Annotated in this window: 9 protein-coding genes and 1 tRNA gene; 7 read left to right on the top strand and 3 right to left on the bottom strand. The window is 57.8% G+C overall.

Going from position 1 to position 19,485, the window contains the following annotated elements; genetic code table 11:
* Nucleotides 1-109: 109 nt before the first annotated feature.
* Genes ACOY6C_RS15355 through ACOY6C_RS15375 form a run of 5 tightly spaced genes read left to right on the top strand, consistent with a single transcriptional unit; the run spans nt 110 to nt 4,823 of the window.
* Nucleotides 110-796 (top strand): YggS family pyridoxal phosphate-dependent enzyme, encoded by a 687-nt coding sequence (locus ACOY6C_RS15355; RefSeq protein ID WP_420906400.1) that lies wholly within the window; start codon nt 110-112, stop codon nt 794-796.
* A gap of 37 nt (nt 797-833) precedes the next feature.
* A complete protein-coding gene (locus ACOY6C_RS15360) occupies nt 834-3,020 on the top strand; it encodes a tetratricopeptide repeat protein (protein ID WP_420906401.1) in 2,187 nt (728 codons plus the stop codon).
* 2 nt (nt 3,021-3,022) lie between these two features.
* On the top strand, nt 3,023-3,853 hold the full coding sequence (gene proC / locus ACOY6C_RS15365; protein ID WP_420906402.1) for a pyrroline-5-carboxylate reductase: 831 nt from the start codon (nt 3,023-3,025) through the stop codon (nt 3,851-3,853).
* Between the two features lie 33 nt (nt 3,854-3,886).
* Nucleotides 3,887-4,501 (top strand): YggT family protein, encoded by a 615-nt coding sequence (locus ACOY6C_RS15370; protein WP_420906403.1) that lies wholly within the window; start codon nt 3,887-3,889, stop codon nt 4,499-4,501.
* Nucleotides 4,494-4,823 (top strand): DUF167 domain-containing protein, encoded by a 330-nt coding sequence (locus tag ACOY6C_RS15375; RefSeq protein WP_420906404.1) that lies wholly within the window; start codon nt 4,494-4,496, stop codon nt 4,821-4,823. The genes ACOY6C_RS15370 and ACOY6C_RS15375 overlap by 8 nt, the downstream gene beginning before the upstream one ends.
* Nucleotides 4,824-5,063: 240 nt before the next feature.
* Here ACOY6C_RS15375 and trxA read toward each other — a convergent pair whose 3' ends face one another.
* Nucleotides 5,064-5,390 (bottom strand): thioredoxin TrxA, encoded by a 327-nt coding sequence (trxA, locus tag ACOY6C_RS15380; protein WP_420906405.1) that lies wholly within the window; start codon nt 5,388-5,390, stop codon nt 5,064-5,066.
* Between the two features lie 241 nt (nt 5,391-5,631).
* Here trxA and ACOY6C_RS15385 point away from each other — a divergent pair.
* Nucleotides 5,632-5,708: transfer RNA gene (locus ACOY6C_RS15385), tRNA-Arg, on the top strand.
* A 1,473-nt stretch (nt 5,709-7,181) separates the two neighbouring features.
* The gene (locus ACOY6C_RS15390; protein ID WP_420906406.1) at nt 7,182-16,208 is read left to right on the top strand and encodes a tandem-95 repeat protein; all 9,027 of its coding nucleotides are present in this window, start codon (nt 7,182-7,184) and stop codon (nt 16,206-16,208) included.
* 38 nt (nt 16,209-16,246) lie between these two features.
* On the opposite strand, the gene ACOY6C_RS15395 is transcribed toward ACOY6C_RS15390, so the two are convergent.
* Together ACOY6C_RS15395 and ACOY6C_RS15400 are read right to left on the bottom strand one after the other, a co-directional pair.
* A complete protein-coding gene (locus tag ACOY6C_RS15395; RefSeq protein ID WP_420906407.1) occupies nt 16,247-16,717 on the bottom strand; it encodes a terminase small subunit-like protein in 471 nt (156 codons plus the stop codon).
* Nucleotides 16,718-16,966: 249 nt separating this feature from the next.
* Nucleotides 16,967-19,483: a hypothetical protein gene (locus ACOY6C_RS15400; RefSeq protein ID WP_420906408.1), complete on the bottom strand. Its 2,517-nt coding sequence runs from the start codon at nt 19,481-19,483 to the stop codon at nt 16,967-16,969.
* Nucleotides 19,484-19,485: the final 2 nt, after the last annotated feature.

Below are 19,485 nucleotides of genomic sequence, written 5' to 3' on the forward strand. Positions count from 1 at the left end.
GGAGAAATTTGCTTGCGTCCGGCGATACGGACAGACAAAATATTGTCATTTTCCGGGGCCGCGCGTCAATCAAGCTCCGCTTCCCACCCCGCTTTCACCGCATGAGGCCATGAGCAGCCGATCCCATCCCCTCGAATCGATCCGTGCCCGCATCGCCGCCGTCTGCGCGCGGGTGGGTCGCGATCCGGCCTCGGTGCGTCTGGTGGCGGTCTCCAAGACCCGATCCCCCGAGGAGATTCGTGTCGTCGCGGCCCGCGGTCAGACCCTGTTCGCCGAAAACCGCGTCCAGGAGGCCCGCGACAAGATCCCGCTCATCGCCGATCCCTCCCTCGACTGGCACCTGATCGGACCCTTGCAGCGCAACAAGGTCAAGACCGCCGTGGAGATCTTCTCCATGATCCACAGCGTGGACTCGTTCGAGCTGGCTGGAGAGATCTCCCGGCGGATGGAACCGATCCGTCCCATGCCGGTGCTCATGCAGGTCAACGTGGGTCGCGAACCGCAAAAATCCGGCGTGGCCCCTGAGGAGGCCCTGGAGATGGCCCGTGCATGGGCCTCCCTGCCGGGAATTCAACTTCAGGGCTTGATGACCATCCCGCCGTTTTGTGACGAGGCCGAGGAGGCGCGACCATGGTTCCGACAGTTGGCCGGGCTGCGCGATGCGATCGAGGCCGCTGGCATCGACGGGGTTTCGATGCGCGAACTTTCCATGGGCATGAGCCTCGATTTCGAGGTGGCCGTGGAGGAGGGGGCGACCCTGGTGCGCATCGGCAGCGCGCTTTTCGCGGCGGCATGAGCACCCTTTTCCTCCCGACTCTCGCCAGGAGCGCGTCATGACGCACGCCTTTTCCCCCTGCCGGCTCCTGGCCGCGCTGCTGGCCTGCCTCTGGACCATGGCGTTCGCCCCGCCCCTTCTGGCCGAAAACCGCCACGACGAAACCCTCAAGACCGCCACCGAGGCGTTGTCCAAGGATCGACTCGAGGAGGCGATCCAGCTCGATGACCAGGTGCTCAACGCGCCGGACTCCACCCGCGCCCAACGGGCTTCGGCCTTCGCGGGACGCTGCGCCACCCGCTACAAACAGAGCCTCAACCAGCGCAATCCGGCGCTTCTGCCCCAGGCCATCAGCGATTGCGATCGGGCGGTGGAGATGAAATCCGATCTGCAACAGGCCTACCGGATCCGGGGCGTGGCGCTGCTGAGCGCCGGTCACGCGGATCGCGCCGCCGAGGATCTGAGCGTGGCCGTGGCCCTGAATCCCGAGGATGTGCTGGCCTTTCAGAACCGGGCGCTGGCGTTGGCCAAACTGGGTCGCGGTCGCGAGGCGATGGCGGAACTGGACGCCGCCATCCGGCTCAAACCCGATCAACCGTGGAGCTACTACAACCGGGGCCGCTTGCGGATGGCCCAGGGGGATTACGAAACCTCGATCGATGATTTCATCGCCTTCATCCGCTTCAAGCGTGATCACGAGGAGGTCTATCGACTGCGCGGCATGAGCCGTCTGCTGATCGGTCTGCCGCAACAGGCGGTCGGAGATTTCCACGAAGCGTTGCGGCTGCGCCCGAACCACAATCCCGAGACGCTGCTGGCGCGGGGCATGGCCTATTTTCTGCTGGAGCGCCACGCCGAGGCGGAACAGGATCTGGCCCAGGCCATGACGCTCAATCCCGCCCGCGTGGAGACCCGTCTCTGGCTCTATCTCACCCGCCTGAAGCTGGGCAAGCCGGGCCGGGAGCTTTTGACCGATCCGGTCATCAAGCGCAGTCAGCAGAGTTGGCCCGAGGCGCTGGTGTTCGTGTTTCTGGGGGATATTCCCGCGGAACGGGGACTGGAGGCGGCCCGCGCCGGCGAAGATGTGGTGGAGAACCGTTTGCGGGAGAATCTCACCCTGCTGTTGTATGGTCACAAGGCGCGCATCGATGGCAAGGATGCCGATGCCACGCGCTGGCTGGAGACGATCCAGGCCGGACAGGAGCGCGAGGCCCCCTATTACCGTCTGGCCCGTCAAGCGTTGCGGCATGGCCAGTTTCTGCCTGTCGCCAGCGCCGGTCAGCCGCCGGTCAACGCGGTGACGGCGCTGGCCGGTCCAGCCGCATCGGATCGGGGTGCCGGCGTGAAGGGGGAGGATCGCCCCGTGCCCGCGCCATCGCGCATCCCCCCGACCCCCGCCGGAGCCGAGAACCTGCCATCCCCGCGCCTTGCCTCCCGTGCGGCCAGCGCGCCGGAGGGGGAATCCGCCGCCGCGCATGCGGAGATACCCCAGCCAACCTTGGATAAGCCGATCCCCGCGCCCAGGGAGCCGTTGCGTCCCCGCGCGCCGGCGGCGCCAATGAAGGAGACCCCGCGCGCGGTGGCCAAACCCGTGGGTGGGGGTGTCGCGCCGCCGGCCAGCTCTCCGGAAAAGAGTCCCCGCCCGTCCCTCAAGGCGGGGGAGGCGGTGCCTCAGGCGCCGATCGTCCGTCCCGTGCCGAGCTTCGAGGAGAGCCGCGTGCGGGTGCCCGAGTCGGTCGGAGAGCGGATTGCCATGCCCGGCGCGGCCCCGGATGGAGGGGCGCCGAAGAAAAGCGCGACGACCCCCGTCCGCATCGCCAGCGAGACGGCGGCGGCCCCGGCGGAGGCCGGCGCGGTCGCGTCACGGGCCGACAAGCCGGTGGCGTCGGGCGGGACCGGTGGTCGCGCCACGCCGGCGGGAGCGGCATCGCCCGCCGAAACGGCCCGCGCCGGCCAGCCGGACCTTCAGACCGCTCCGCCGACAGCCAAGAGAACGACCGGCAAGAGCAAGGGAGGGTATGTTTTCACCGCCGCCTCCTACTCCACCGCCACCTATGCCAACAACGGCCTGGATCAGTTCTTGCGGCTCGGGGTGCCCGCCTATGTGGAGACGGGTCAGGTGCGGGAGAAGACCTTCCATCGCATCGTGATCGGTCCGTTCGCGGAGCAGGCCGAGGCCGAGGCGGCCAGGACGCGGGTTGGGGAGATGTTGAAACAGAAACCGGGAGAGATCGCCAAACGATGAGCATGCATGACACCATCACGCCCGCTGGGAGCGTGATCGCCTTTCTGGGAGGCGGGGCCATGGCCGGCGCCTTGATTCAGGGTTTGATCCGCGCGGGTGTCAACCCGGAGCGGATCCGGGTCGCCGAGCCGGTCGAAGGTCAGCGCCGTGCGTTGACCGAACGGTACGGCGTGTTGGTTTTCGCGGCCAACGGCGAGGCGGTTCGGGGTGCCGATGTGGTGGTGGTGGCGGTCAAGCCGGGGGTGGTGGCCGGGGTGCTTGACGAGGTGTCGGGCTCCCTGGCGTCTGGCACGCTGGTGATCTCGATCGCTGCGGGGGTCACCCTGGCGACCCTGGCCGCCCATCTGCCGGCGGAACAACCTCTGGCGCGGGTCATGCCGAACACCCCCGGACTGGTGGGAGCCGGGATTTCGGTCCTGCTCGCCGCCCCCGGCTGTTCGGTGGCGCAGCGTATTCTGGCACGGCGCATCATGGAGGCCATGGGACTGGTCGAGGAGATCGAGCAGGAGTCCCTGATGGATGGGATCACCGCCCTGTCCGGCTCCGGACCCGCCTATGTCTATCTGATCGCCGAGGCGCTTTCGGATGGCGGCGTGGCGAGCGGTTTGCCGCGACCTCTGGCCGATCGGCTGGCGATTCGTACCCTGCTCGGGTCGGCCAGACTGCTCGAGGAGAGCGGCCTGCATCCTGGCGTGTTGAAGAATCAGGTCACCTCGCCGGGCGGGACCACCATCGCCGGTCTGGAGGTGCTGGAGCGGAGCGGGGTGCGCGGCGCGTTGATGGGCGCGGTGCAGGCCGCCTGTCAGCGCTCCAGGGAGTTGGGAAAGAAGTAACGGTACACGATCCGAACAAGGAGAACAGACCTCATGGGTATCACGGGTTCCATCGGCACCCTCTTGAATTTCCTGCTGGAGATCTATGCCTGGATGATTCTGGGCCGGGTGCTGCTCTCCTGGGTCAATCCCGATCCGTACAATCCGATCGTGCAGTTCCTGGTGCGCGCCACGGAGCCGGTTCTGGAGCCGTTCCGGCGCTGGATCCCGAGTTTCGCCGGGTTGGACCTTTCGCCGGTCGTGGCCCTGCTGGCGGTCCACTTCACGCAACGGATCGTGGTGACCCTGTTCCACGGCGGCATGGGCGGCGGGGCCATCGGCTCGCTGATCGCCGAGATGCTCGGCATTCTCCATCTGCTGGTGACCTTCTACATGCTGCTGCTGCTGGCGCGGGGCGGATTTCATGTCCACTCCTGGCACACCTTCCGCAAGGGACAGCCGCCAGGCATCGACCTGCGCAAACCCCTCATTCGTTTTATCTTTCAGGCCACGGAACCGGCGTTGCGTCCGTTGCGGCGCCATGTTCCGAATTTTTCCGGCATGGATGTCTCCCCGTTCGCGGCTGCGGTGCTGCTGTTGATGCTGCTGTCGATTCTCCAGGAGTTGATGGTGGGCGTATCGGGCGCGCGTCTCTCTTTGCATGGCTGACGATCCCGCCTGGCTGCGTCGCGAGGGGGAGGAGCTGATTCTCACCCTGCGGGTGCAACCGCGCGCCTCGCGCGATAGAATTCTCGGCGCGCGGGAAGGGGTTCTGGCGGTGGCCTTGACAGCGCCTCCGGTGGAGGGGGCGGCCAACGAGGCGGTGACGCGGCTGTTCGCCAAGGCGTTGCATGTGGCCTCGGGACGGGTGCGGATCGTGCGGGGAGAGCGGTCGCGCGACAAGGTGATCCGGGTCGCGGGCGCGGACCGGGAGCGCGTGGAGGTTTGGTTGCGGGGAATCGAGGCCGAGACGGGCGCCGTCCCGCGTTAGACGGGACGGACGCCGGCCTGGCACAACGGAGATGACACGACCAGGGCATGACCGTGGAACGCCCGCGAAGGAGGTTCACGGTCGGGAGTCTCCCCCGATCCTGTCAAGGTACCGTGGAACGCCCGCGAAGGAGGTTCACGGTCGGGAGTCTCCCCCGATCCTGTCAAGGTACCGTGGAACGCCCGCGAAGGAGGTTCACGGTCGGGGGGTGAGGGGGTTCTTCCTCCCCTGCATGTCAAGTTACAGGGTTTCGTCCACCCAGGCGTAGAGTTTGGACTTGGGCAGGGCCCCGATTTTGGTGGCCTGGATCTGTCCACCCTTGAAGATCATCAGGGTCGGGATGCCGCGCACGCCGTACTTGCCTGGGGTGCTGGGATTGTGATCGATGTTGAGCTTGGCGACGATCAGACGATCTTTGTAATCGACGGCCATGTCTTCGAGGAAGGGGGCGATCTGTTTGCACGGACCGCACCAATCGGCCCAGAAATCGACCAGGATCGGCATGCTGGCTTGCAAAACGTCGCGCTCGAAAGCGGCGTCGGAGGTTTGCAGAATGTTGTCGCTCATGACGCGGATGGCTCCTTGACGGGTCTTCGGGCTAAAAAAAAGATCCGAAGGCTCGCGAATGGGTTCCCCACCATCCGGCGCCTTCGGAAAACATCCATAAAGCTAAGACCGATCCTGTCAAAAGTCAACCGCGCGCACCATGCGCACGAAAAATCCAACCCCTGGAGGGCCACATTCCGCGCGATCCCCTTTGACAAGCGATTACGAAATCGCGTATTGTGTATGATTGATCCTGCCTCATGCGCGGTTAGCTCAGCTGGATAGAGCGTTGGCCTCCGAAGCCAAAGGTCGTTGGTTCGAATCCAATACCGCGTACCAATAAAATCAAGAAGTTGAATCTGATCTCGGGTCGGAAAATTTTATTCCAGTACCCACATAGTACCCACCAGAAAAAAATCAGGTCGTTGGTCTAATCCCTGATCTATCCAACCCATGGCCGAAATCAATCCCACACCATGCGGCCAATCCTGTCGGCTCGGGTTACAGGTCATCCCTCTCCAGACAGCACCAGGATGCGCCCTAACCTGGCCACGTTCACGACACGATCTGTGATCGTATTCGGCAGAGTCAGCACCCCTGTACGCAGACCGTAGCCAATCAACCGCCAGGCAATGCTTCCCCTTGGCTTCCTACCTGTCGCGATGCTCCGGGAAGTGAAGCCCGATGCTGTCACCGGGTGCATGTTTGGAAGCACGTTCACGCCATGGACCCCCTATCTCCAAGTTCCAGTCGATCTCCAACAGCTTGCCAGGCGTTGTTCAGTCGTGCCGATTCGCGGGATAGGATCCCAACCCCGAGGCGATGAAAGCAGATGCTCCCCATCCATGTCGCCGTGTCGCCGTGTCGCCGTGTCGCCAAGGGTGAACCAGATATTCAATTTTCTTGTTCTACCTGTGACGACATGGCGACAGACATGCCCCAGCATTACAAATCCACGAATCATCCCCTTGCTGGTGCTCTCCAAGCCAAGCATCGATCACCATATGCCCATAACGGCCTCTGCGCGGCCTTGTGCCGCATCTCAAGACATTGCCCCCGTACTTCCAACCTAGACTTCCCAGGTCACAGAACGCTCCACGTGAGCCATATATGCCTTTACAGCTCATGCGCGGCCTTCTGTTGAGTTTTGCCATACTCAGGCTAGTAGCCATAAAAGCCGAATCGCCAGAAGAAGGCTCTATACAAAGCAGGGAGAGGGGTTACCTGATCGTGCACATGGGATTTGGATTCGGAGAACAGCTTTTTCAAATCCAAAAGAAAATCGGCATTCGGCAAGACCAAAAATGCAAACGACCCGGCGCGGAGTCTTCGGGTATTGTAGATATCAATGTCCCTGTGCGAAGGGGGGTGACTTCAAGAGGGTGAACTCGATTTGGGTAATCCCATAGACACTTCGCTTGCCCTCCTGGAACTCGTCGAATCTTGTTGCGGACACCAAACATTCCGCATAGACTTCACGCTCTAGTGTTATTGTCTCAAGCTATCAATAACGAAACTCCATAGCCCGACTCAAGGTGAATTATGGCGTTCAATATGCCAGGACGCTTTCTGTTAAGATTGATTTTCTCTGTATTGCTATATCCGGCATGGATATCCAATGCATTCAGCATTACTTGTTCCGATCTTGATGGAGCATACCTAGACTCTCAAGAATCACCCCCAGTTTATTTGGGTTTTTTTGGTACTAGCGAAGCATTAGAGTCAATAAATAATAGTGCAGGTTTGTATGGAAGTTCTAGTGCTATTAAAAGTGTCAGAAATCCAGATTCATTTTATGGAGGTCCGTTTTTTATGTATAGTGCAACAAATAATAATACGCGTACACCACCAATAATTAAGAAAAACGAAAGAGAAATTGGATATCTAACCAACAATAAATATATATATAATGGTATATCGTTAGATTTTATTGTTGCAAATTGTACGTTTTACTCGAAATCCAAAAACAATCCTCCGTTAAACATCACCCCTACAGCCACCAACCTTAGCGCTCCTGAATCTTTTATTAAAAATGCAGCCGCCTTCAGCCTGACTGATATTGTGATCACGGATCTGGACAGTTCGACCGTAACCGCCACCCTGACCCTATCTGATTACGCTGGAACCCTTTCCACAGCCACTTCCGGGACGGTGACATCCACTTTCTACGGAAAGACGTGGAGCGCCAGTGGAGCAGTGGCCAACGTCAATGCCTTGCTTGCATCCGTAAAATTTACCCCGGCAGAGGATTGGGATAATAGTTTCACGATCTCTACCTCAGTCAGCGATGGCGTGGCAGCCGCAGTAACCGGAACCAAACAGGTTACGGTCACGGTCCCGCCGGTTTCGGACGCTTTCAGTATAACGTGCGCTGATCTTGATGGGGCGTATCTGTTCTCGCAAGAATCACCTCAAGTTTATTTGGGTTTCTTTGGTAACGCTGTAGCGTCTGGATCAATCAATAATTCAATCGGCACCTATGGCAGCACCTTCAGCAGCACAAGCGTAAGAACGACCTGGAGCAACTATGGCAGCAGTTATGGAAGTTATAGCGCCATGAACAGTTCCGCATTATACCCACCTGCAATTTTCAAGAATCAACTATTCATAGGTTATTTAACCAACAATCCATATAAACTGTATGGTATCTCCTTGGCAGCCATTGATTCTGTTTGCACATTCTACTCTTCAATTTTTGACGATACCCCGTTAAACACCGCCCCGAAAGCCACCAACCTCAGCGCACCAGAAGCTTTCACAGAAGATGCAGCCGCCTTCAGCCTTACCGATATTGTGATTACGGATCCAGACAGTGCGACCGTAACCGCCACCTTGACCCTTTCGGACTACGCAGGAACACTGTCCACAGCCACCTCTGGGACGGTTACATCCACGTTCGATGGAAAGATGTGGAGTGCCAGTGGACCCGTAGCCAACGTCAATACACTTCTGGCTGGTTTGACTTTCACCCCGGCAGAGGATTGGGACAAGAGTTTCACGATCTCTACCTCAGTCAGCGATGGCGTGGCACCTGCCGTAACCGGCACCAAACAAGTCACGGTCACGGCGGTTCAAGACGCACCCACGGCCATGAGCCACTCTTTCAACATCAATGAAGATCGGACCTATACCGGGATACTGTCTGCGTATGATCCGGAAGGAAACGTACTGGAGTTCTCTATTGTCACCCCCCCTTCCAAAGGAACCGTCACCATTACCAATACGGCTACAGGCGCCTTTACCTATACGCCCAACGCAAAGGGATCTGACAGTTTCACCTTCAAGGTGTTCGATGGTTCTGCCTATTCCAACACCGCTACCATGTCTATCACCATCAAGTCAAAAAATATGACTATTGCAAAAGTTGCAGCTTCCAATACTCATACTGTTATTCTGTATGCTGATGGTACGGTTTGGGCTTGGGGAAGTAATATGCACGGACAACTTGGCGATAGCACTACCATTGATAGCACCTCTCCTGTCCAGGCATCAAACCTTAGGGATATCAAAGACATTGCAGTTGGGCAAAACTATTCGCTCGCATTGAAATCTGACGGTACGGTTTGGGCATGGGGTTCTAATTTATTCGGGGCTCTTGGTGACGGCACAAGCAATAATCGTTCAACCCCTGTACAGGTTACCGGTTTGACTGATATTATTGCTATTGCTGCTAATATGCATAGTTTAGCCATAAAATCAAATACAAAAGTATATTCTTGGGGTTCTAATCTCTCTGGGGAACTTGGGGATGGAACTCTTACGAGTCGCCTATCACCGGTACAAGTTCTTAATTTGAATAAAATTTCTGCAATTTCAGCCGGATTCACCCATTCAGTAGCATTAAGAAACGATGGAATTGTTGTTGCATGGGGATCTAATGCTTTTGGTCAATTAGGCACAGGGAACGAGATAGATAGCCTTCGACCGGTTCAAATTACAGACCAAAGCAACGTTGTTGCTATTGCTGCCAATGATTACCATACCTTATCTCTAAGAAGTGATGGAACCTTGTTTGCGTGGGGCTTTAACTATCGAGGAGAATTGGGAGCAGGTGAAATTAATACAAGTTTTCCGAGTCCTTTTCAAGTTCAAGATCTTGACGGGATCACTTCCATATATGCCGGACCGTACCATACTCTAACCATAAACTCTGATAAAACGGTATTTTCATGGGGAGATAATCTTTATGGTCAACTTTGCAATGGAGGTATTATTTCTGGGCGTTCACGCCCAACAAGAATTTACGGCATGGAGAATTCTAGTTTTTTATCTCTTGGATATTATCATACTGTCATACTTAAATCAGATAATTCACTCTGGGCGTGTGGTTATAATCATCATGGCCAGTTAGGTGATGGAACGACCACGAATCGTACCACCCCTGTACAAATCATGCCCGCAACGGTCCAGACCAATCATACGCCCGCAGCCCAAGATGGTTCAGTGACGACCACAGAAGACGCTGCGACTTCAGGAACGCTTGCAGCGACTGACGCGGATGACGATGCCTTGACCTACAGCATTGTTTCCAACGGCTCCAATGGGGTGGCGATCATCACCAACGCAGCGACCGGTGCCTACACCTATATGCCGTATTCCAATGCCAGCGGGACGGACAGCTTCACCTTCAAAGTCAATGATGGCACGACGGATTCCAATACCGCGACCATCACGATCACCATCACCCCGGTGAACGATGCGCCGGTTTCCAGCAACGGCACGTTGTCCGTGAACAAGAACAAAAGCGGTTCTGGCACCCTGTCGGCCAGCGATGTGGACAATACCAGCCTGACCTATACACTGGTGACGACCGGAAGCAAAGGTACGGCTACCATCACCAATGCTGCGACCGGAGCCTTTACCTATACCCCGAATACCGGGGAGACCGGCACCGACAGTTTCACCTTCAAGGCGAACGATGGGACGGATGATTCCAACGTAGCGACCGTCACGATTACCATCAACGAGTCGGAGGATATGCCCATTGCCAACAGCGGCACCTTGAACGCCACTGAAGAAACCATCGCATCCGGCATCCTCACAGGAAGCGACGCCAACGGGGATCCATTGACCTATGCCGTGGTTGCCAATGGCACCAAAGGCACGGCTGTCGTGACCAACGCCGCGACAGGAGCCTACACCTACACCCCGAAGGCCGATGTGAATGGCTCGGACAGCTTCACTTTCAAGGTCAACGACGGCAAACTCGATTCCAATCCAGCCACGATTACGGTGACGATACAAGCGATTAATGATGCGCCGGTAGCACAAAATGGCACCTTGGCCACTAACGAAGACACTGCTGCTACGGGAACGTTGTTGACCACCGACGTGGATGGGGATGCGTTGACCTACAGCATCGTCGCCAATGGCACCAAGGGTACGGCGACGATCACCAACGCGACCACCGGGGCTTACAGTTATACGCCGATGGCTGATGCGAACGGTACGGACAGTTTCACCTTCAAAATCAACGACGGCAAACTCGATTCCAACACAGCCACCATTTCGGTCACCATCAACCCGGTGAACGATGTTCCTGTGGCTCAGGATATGACAATAACCACCCATGAAGATACCACGACAACGGGTGACTTGCTTGCCTCGGATGTGGATGGGGATGCCCTGACCTACACGATCACCAGCAATGGCACCAAGGGTACGGCGACGATCACCGATGCGGCGACCGGATCCTTCCGCTATGTGCCGAACGCCAACGCACATGGCACGGACACGATCAGTTTCAAGGTCAACGATGGCAAACGCGACTCGAATGTGGCCACGATCACGATCATCGTCGCGCCAGTCAATGATCCACCGGTGGCACAAAATGGCACCTTGGCCACCCGTGAAGAGACCGCTATTACAGGGACGCTCCTGGCCAGTGACGTGGATGGGGATGTATTGACCTACAGCATCGTTGCCAATGGCGGCAAGGGTACGGCGACGATCACCAACGCGACCACCGGGGCTTACAGTTACGTGCCGAATGCCCTGGCCTATGGCACGGACACGATCACGTTCCAGGTCAACGATGGACAGGCGGATTCCAACACTGCCGTGGTAAGCGTCACGATCACACGCAACAACACGGCACCAGCAGCCACCAGCGGCATCACATCCACCGCTCTTTCAGGAAGCGACCAATCCATCACCTTGACCGGCACGGATCGCGAAGAGGATCCACTCAAGTTCATCATCGAATCGTTGCCAGGCCATGGTCAATTGTATCAGACCGCAGATGGCCTCGCGCGGGGCGCTGAAATCACCGCAACGGGAACACAACTCTCGAACTCGTCTGGCAAGGTCATCTACGTTTCCACCAGCGGCTGGTCTGGAACCGACTCTTTCCAGTTTTCGGCATCTGACGGCAAGCTCACTTCTTCTGCAACGGGTGTGAATGTTCAGGTCCAGGCGGTCAATACCGCGCTCACTCTGGCGGACATCCCGAACGTCTCAGTCAAAGCCAGCCTCAGCAACAACACCCCGGTCACCGTACCTTTCACGGTGACGACCGCCAAGACGACGACCAGCAATTTGACCTTCATGGTCAAGTCGTTGAACAACGATCTCGTGCCGGATGCCAACATTCAGGTGATGACGAGTACGCCGACCCGGTTGGTGATCATTCCAAAAATCGGTCGTGCCGGTTCAGCGGTCATTACCCTGACGGTGAGTGACGGGGTGACGGAGCCTGTATCCAAAAGCTTTACCCTGACTGTTGAATTGGACATCCCCACCGGTACGGAGCAACTCTCCGGCGTGATCACGAATGCCTCAGGCACAGGTATCGCCAATGTCCTGGTGCGTCTGTTGCCTGTGTCCGACCCGGTGAACGGTACCACGGGTGACTCGTTGGAGACACTCACCGACTCTTCCGGTCGCTATCGTTTCATCGCCAAGCAGGGACTTTACCGGTTGGAATTTTTGACCTCCTACCGTGACCGCTTCAACAGACTCACCACACTGCCAGGAAATATTATAGGTGGATTTGCGAATGGTGCGGGCGGTGTGGTCAACAGTCAGGATGCAGCCAACGTGTTGCAACTGGCGGATACCACCGAACTCAAGACCACGCTTTATGCCGGGGTGATGATATCTGGCACAGTCAAGACCAACGACAACAAGCCGGTGGTCGGTGCCATACTGATGATTCACAATCTCGACTGGAGTGTGGTGGCCAACGTCAAGTCTGCAAGCGACGGATCCTTCTCTTCGCAGGTACGTTTGGGTCTGGAATACCGGGTACAGGTGTTGCCAGCCTTTTGTGAGTCCAGCAACACCGATACTGCGCAAGGGTGTGGCACGGCTTGGGTTGATTTCCTGGGCGGACAGTGGGTGCAATCTGGCACGACCGGGGAGACGCGCAACGGCACCGTGACCCCTGGTGATGACGACAAGGCAACCAAGCTCAAAGCTGATGGCGCACTGGTCTTAGCCGTCAAGGTGGACCTCGGGCAAAAGGTAACCGGTCGCGTGGTGGATGGCTCGGGTGAAGGCATGGCCTTCGCCTGGGTGGAAAGTCCGGTGGGGGGAGTGCCGACCGATGCCAACGGCACCTTCACTCTGACCGTCCCCTCGGGCAGCCTGCCAAGTGGATTCAAGCTGTCGATCTATCCAGGTGGTCACGAGGATCCTGTTAACCATGAATGGATACCGGGTACAGCCTTTACCGGCGGAGATGTGACCGGCGATGTTGCCTCTGGATTCACTCTGACCCATGATCCCACCACCGCAACATTCCTGACCTCATGGCCCGATCAGGCGTTGGGAGATGCGGACAAAAAAGGATTGAAGATCGCGGTGGGCAGAAAAATTCTGCTTCAGGGCTCGATTCAATCCAGCTTGAACGGTGTTGCCAACATCTGGGTGAACGCCCACGCAATAGACGGCGCGGTGAGTGTGGGTGTTTCCAGCAAGAGCGATGGCACTTTTACCATCCCCATTCCGGCACCCCTTTCAGGTGTAACGGTTTGGTATGAAGTCGCACCGTGGAGCGATCAATATCTGTTGCCGGATCCCGTAATGGTGCGTGTGACCGCAACCGGTATAACCGGGGTGTATTCGATTGACCCCATCAAGTCGGTCGATGCGAACGGGATGTACAAGCCGGTTGCTGGATCGCAGATTGGCACAGCCACGACGGTTGATTTTGCGGTGACCAGTGGCACGAAAATATCTGGCCGGTTGACCGATGCGGCAGGTCAGGGGATGCCTTGGATATGGATCGATTTCCACACCCAGGACGGCAGCAAGTATTATGGAACCTTCAGCGATGAGAACGGCAACTACAGCCTGACCGTGGCTCCATCGCAAAACTATATAGGCGTGATCTGGGGTGGAAAGGGCCAGTACCGCACCACTTTCTACCGGAATGCGGTCAAAGAGTCCGAAACCACGTTGATCGCAGTCGGCACAAACGATGTGGGCAACATTGATTTCATGCTCGACGCCGGAGCCAAGGTCAGTGGCACGGTCGCTGGTCTGGCAAGTGGCGAGAAAATTCGGGTCAGCGTCTGGTCCGAGAGCACGGGCAGTATGGGGGGCGCGGAGGTGACCGGCACGGGGGATGGCACGACACCGAGAACCTTCGAGATCGCGGGTCTGGTTCCGGCAAGCGACTATCGCCTGGATTGGCGTGGCAGTAGTGAAGAGATTCCCAACGGCTACTACGGCGGCACTCCGACCAGCGGCACGTCAGTCGGTCCCGTAGGTTGGGAGAAGGCGACACGTCTCAACACCACCAACGGCAACGTAACGGGTGTGGGGATCGATCTGGCGAAAGTGACTGGCAAGAGCCTGCATGTTCAGGTGACGGGACTTCCGGCCAATGCATGGGTGGATGCCAATGCCTGGTCCGAGAAACTCGATAACGGTCGCTGGAAACGGGTGCAGGCGGATGGATCAGGCAGTGCCACCTTTGAGATCAAGGGTCTGGATGCCAGCGGCGATGATTATCGTCTTTTCATCGGCGGTCCAGAGACGGCGTTCAAGGTGGGCACCTTCAACGGCGAGAGCGGCACCACGACCTATCCCACCCAAGCAGGCACGCTGGTGGGTTGGGATCGTGCCACGCTGCTTGACATGGCGAACGACCGTTATGTGAAGGTGGCGGTTTCCACGGGTTACACGTTGACCGTGACGGTTACCGGGCTCGCCTCGGGCCAGAAGGCGTGGGTGGATGCAATATCCGAGACTACCGGCGCGCATACGGGGGGATCGGTTGTCTACGGCAACGGTACGAGCGACCAGGTGGTTCTCAAAGGTCTGGACGCTGCGGATGACTACCGGGTATCGATCTGGGGTGAGCAGATTCTGGGCGGTACCTATGCCGGAGTTGGCAAGTCGCTCGGAGCATGGGACAAGGCGGAATTGGTGGATCTGTCGCAGGGCGATGGCGCAATCACTTTTTCGGTCACGACCGGCAAAACGATTTCGGGTACGGTGAGCGGCTTGAAGAGCAATGATACGGCCCGGATCGATGCCTGGTCGGAGTCCACCTGGTCGTGGAGCGGTACGTCGCTCAAGGCGGGCAGCACCGGTTCCGAGAGCTACGCCATTCAGGGTGTCGGTCTGGCAAGTGACTTCAAGGTGAGCTTCAATGCCGATGCCTATCTGCCGCAGTCACAGAGCAACGTTGATACCACCACGGCCAATGCAACAGGTGTGAACTTCACCGCATCGACCGGAGGCTCGATCATCAGCGCGGTGAAGGGATTGAATGCCAACGAGTGGGCACGGGTGGATGCCTGGTCACCGGGCGGTAATCATCTGCTTACCGGTGGCGTGACGGCAGATGCCAATGGCACGGGCAGTTATATCTTGAAGGGGGTGCCGACGGCGGATGATTATGCGGTGAGCCTGTGGCGCGGCAACAAGGGAATATATTTTGCGCGGAGCGGTGTCACGCCGTCGTGGTCGGAGCACACCCCGGTATCGGTTTCGGGAGTCACCGCCACCACGGGAATCGATTTTGATTTGAGCGCGGCCAATAGTCTCTTCTTCACGCTTTCCGGTACGGTAAGTGGGTTGAGTGCGGATCAGATGGTGGAGATTCATGCCTGGTCAGACAAGGCGGGTGCGACGACGAGCTTGACCGGCAACGGCAGCTTCAAGCTGGAGGGGCTGCCGAGCGGTAACTACACGGTGGAGGTCACTTCGACTGGTTATGCGCCACAACGGACGGGGGGCGTGACAGTTGCCAATGGCGTCGTCACTCAAATCAGGTGGACCGCAAGTTGGAAGAGCGTGGGGACCGTGGCGTTGACCCAGGATACAACCGGCCTGAACGTAGCCCTGAGCAAGGGATATGCGCTCAAGGGAACCGTGACCCGAAGCGGTGCCGCTGTCGATGGCGTGCTGGTGAATATCTGGTCGGATGCGGACAACGTGGGCGGCAGCGCGGTGACCAACTCGAAGGGTGAGTTCACGGTCAAGGGCTTGCCGAACGCCACCTATCGGGTCGATGTCTGGACACCGGATGGTTCGGCGAGCAATAACAGCGTGACTGTGAACGGTGCCGATGTCTCCGCTGTGAATCTGGTGGTGACCAAGGCAAGCGGTGCGATCCTCGTCAAGATGACCGAGCAAGGGAATGCGGTGGCGGGCAACGCGCTGGTGTTGGCCTATGAGCAGGGCGTGGAGAAAGAACGTTGCGTGACCGACCAGGGGAGCGGCAGCTGCACCCTGGACGGTCTGACGGTTGGTACGAACTACACCATCAAGGTGTTCGGATCGAACAATCTCAAAGCTGGCAACTGGAGCACATCGTCAGGTTATTGCGAAGGCACGGCCAACGCAACCAATCCGGCAACAACGGTGGAGTTGCAGTTGAATTGATGGTCATCTCGCGCGGCGTGACAGCACCAGGGCGCGGCCTATTCCTCACCCGATGGCGGCTTGTACACCAGTTTCTGGAGTTGCTCGATCCGGATCGTCAGTTCATCATCCGTGAGCGAGGATACCGAACTCGTGATATCGACTCTGCGGACCTCGCCCCATCGATCCGGGTTGAGTTTTCCTGCCAGCCACCTGTAAGCCCCGATCCGCACACTCCGGGCAGCAGGTTCCAGGGATTCATCTTCGGCTACCTCAAGGATCCGGTCGGCCAGTACGTCACCCTTGGCCAGGTGGGCGGCACGCATCTGGCTGGAGTATTTGGGGTAATGGTCGCACCATACGTACACAAGTCCTGGCGAGGGTAGCTGTGGATCAGCAAGGCAGACAGCCTTCAAACTCGCTCCTTCCGCCACACGTTCACAAATGGTGCGGATGGCGGCATCTCGGGCTTGAGAGGAAACCCATTGCCCACGGTGTTGAATCTCGATATCTGTGGAGTGGTTACGCATCGACCAACCTCTATATCAACCCATATGTGTAATATGAATGATTATGACAGACTGATATCAATAAGGATAGCAATATGTATAGATAATGAACTTTGAACAGCCTTTTCTCAGCTCCAGGTTTCACCGTCCCAAGGATACCGATGAACCTTGTATGGTTGAAGCACAGGCACCACCACGGTTTCTTGCTTGGCCATGATGATGCCTGCACCTCTTATGGATCCATCGTTCGTTGACAGTTTTCAGATGTCGTCAGAAATCATCCGGAGAAAACGACACAACCGATTCAACCTTCCAGGCTTCCGCCGACCGGTTGCCACTGGCGCGAACGAATTTCAAGCCATTGACGATGCGACCCGCATGACGCTTGATCCACCATCCCAGCCGCCTGCGGTTGATCTCCCCGCGCTCCAAGGCGATGTCATGCAGCACCTCTTTCAATTCTCCCTGGCTATTCGTGTTCTCTGGATCAAACGAGCAACTCGCCCGTTTGATCGCGTCACGAACCATGGTGGGAGTATTGCCAAATTCCGCATGCCAAGCCTTTAGCAGGCGATCCAGAATCTCCCGGTCCGGATCATCGTCCATGGATTCAAAGGTGGCGTTGGTGGGGTCAGCGAAGCCCAACCACATGAGCGGCTGCCGACACAGATTTGACCAATCGCCATAACTCGCCAGCCCCTTGCATTCGCTCTTGGGCCTGCCCGCGTCAATCCACGCGCGAACAATGGTCAACGCCGCCGACACATAGCGCCCCCGTTCCGCCAGTACATCCCGAACCAGATCGGGCCTCTCGAAGGACCGCGCCGCAGGTGTCTCTATACGAGGATCCAGGCTGATGGTAATGCAACGCCGCGCCATGTCTTGAACAGGTCCAACGTTGTTGCCGCTGGAAAGGAACAAGGTCCGCGTATTGACCGTGGCGGTTTTCGATACCCCGAGAATCCGCCCGGTCATGAACTCCGCCGTCAGAGCGGTGCAAAGGCTCTTATGCGCCAGCAGGTCACTGGTCAGATTGTCGAACTCGATCACTGCCGGAGCCCTGAGCAATTCGGCCAGGAGCAATTTCCGGCACTCTTCATCTTCCTTTGGAAAGGTGGTTGGTGTGCCCCGTTGTGGCGTGGCAAAGGCTGTGATCAGTTCGCATAGGTAGCTTTTTCCTGATCCAACCACATGCGCTTTTACATGGAACATCGGCGCATGGGGCAGGCTGGGCCGGACAACGGCTGTGAGGATCGCAGACAAGGCTGCCGCCAGATCATGATCATCGGCAAAGTGGAATTCCGACAACAGCCCATTCAACAGCTTGGCCGCCTCGTCTGCTTCATCGCGGGTCGGGTGATCGGGAATGGCAAAAGCCCGCTCATTGAACACGCCGAAAATGCCGGTGGCCGCATCATATCCTGCCCGGCTCATCAAACTACCGTCAGGCCGAAGATAAGGTTGACGGGTCAAACCATTGAGCACCGGCAGGTGGGCATATCCTTGGGAATCGAACAACACCCCGCTATGCCGTGACGGTGGATCGGTCCGCACCCATGCCTCTGAACGGGCGTCGTATCGTTCCCATGTTGCGACCCCTGCCAAGGCACGCACCAAAGCCGGTTGGCTGATGTCCTGGACACGGGTTTCATGGGTACCTGGATCCGTAGTGACGGTGACGATCAGCCCTCCCCGCTGATAATGGCGGTGTGATTGCGCCAGTCCTCGTTCGGCGGCGTCCACTACCCTGTGAATTTCTCCAGGCACCACGCGGATAACCGGCTTCATGCGTGCGGCATGCGCATCGACACCCAAAAATTGGAGCAGTGCGTGCATATGCCGGTGGGCACAATGGCCATGCAAACATTTGAATCCACCGATGGGCCAATTGTCGTCAGGCTCGAAATAGGCGGTTCCGCCGTCACGGTTGTCGGTGTGCTCTTCCACCCACGGGCAGGTGATGTCATGTTTTCCATCGCCAAGCGGGCCTTTGTAGAGCCCTCTGTCGCGAAGCCCAGCCAGGACTGCGTTTTCATCCGGGCGCGGCAGCCAAACCGGGTCACCGTCCACATGCCGTTCATGATTATCCGGAGAGCGGGCACGACGTTTATTCCCTGTTGTGGTCATATCCAGTTGCAGTCCATCCACCAGATCTTCGACCGTGTAGCGCAGATCCGGATTCCATGTCTCCATGCGACATGGGAAGGCTGGTTCGTACTTGCCATTCACGGCTACGGGCAAACGAGCAAGACGGGTGCGAGGACCGTTTGCACCTGGATCGCATAATCCGGCGGTCACAATGGCCTCCATCAACCGGTCGGCTGCGGGGCCATTAGTAATAGGCTCTTTCAATATGAAGCCCGCCTGAAAGTTTTCTTTCGATGTTTCCAGCAGCCAGGAGGGGGGCAAGGTCACTCGTTCCATAGTCACCTTGCTGCCTACATCATCCAGCATCACCGCGTGCAGGGCCACGAAACGGGCTTTCAGTCGCCGGTAGATCCCCGCCTCGTCAGGACGGAACACGGCCAAGCTGAAATAGTTGTTGTTGGCATCGGGCAGTTTGGCGGAACCCTTTTCCCAAGCCTTGCCAGACCATGCGCTCCCTGCCACCTCGTTAGGATTGCCAGGAAAGCTTACCAAGATTGGGCGGTGGTCGGGGTTGGCATTCCCGAACAGCGCCGCGAGGAATTGGTTGTTGCTGACTGAATCGCTTTTGTCGGATTTCCGGGTTTCTTCCGGACCATCCGGCAAAAGTGTCGTTTCATCGAGAGGTTCGATTGCGTTCATAT

Source organism: Candidatus Magnetaquiglobus chichijimensis (assembly GCF_045865675.1).
In the GTDB taxonomy this organism is placed as follows: Bacteria; Pseudomonadota; Magnetococcia; order Magnetococcales; family Magnetaquicoccaceae; genus Magnetaquiglobus; species Magnetaquiglobus chichijimensis.

What these genes read in the sequence shown, in the direction of transcription:
- ACOY6C_RS15355 (WP_420906400.1), top strand. Translation starts at nt 110, where the DNA reads ATGAGCAGCCGATCCCATCCCCTCGAATCGATCCGTGCCCGCATCGCC.
- ACOY6C_RS15360 (WP_420906401.1), top strand. Translation starts at nt 834, where the DNA reads ATGACGCACGCCTTTTCCCCCTGCCGGCTCCTGGCCGCGCTGCTGGCC.
- proC (WP_420906402.1), top strand. Translation starts at nt 3,023, where the DNA reads ATGCATGACACCATCACGCCCGCTGGGAGCGTGATCGCCTTTCTGGGA.
- ACOY6C_RS15370 (WP_420906403.1), top strand. Translation starts at nt 3,887, where the DNA reads ATGGGTATCACGGGTTCCATCGGCACCCTCTTGAATTTCCTGCTGGAG.
- ACOY6C_RS15375 (WP_420906404.1), top strand. Translation starts at nt 4,494, where the DNA reads ATGGCTGACGATCCCGCCTGGCTGCGTCGCGAGGGGGAGGAGCTGATT.
- trxA (WP_420906405.1), bottom strand. Translation starts at nt 5,390, where the DNA reads ATGAGCGACAACATTCTGCAAACCTCCGACGCCGCTTTCGAGCGCGAC.
- ACOY6C_RS15390 (WP_420906406.1), top strand. Translation starts at nt 7,182, where the DNA reads ATGTATAGTGCAACAAATAATAATACGCGTACACCACCAATAATTAAG.
- ACOY6C_RS15395 (WP_420906407.1), bottom strand. Translation starts at nt 16,717, where the DNA reads ATGCGTAACCACTCCACAGATATCGAGATTCAACACCGTGGGCAATGG.
- ACOY6C_RS15400 (WP_420906408.1), bottom strand. Translation starts at nt 19,483, where the DNA reads ATGAACGCAATCGAACCTCTCGATGAAACGACACTTTTGCCGGATGGT.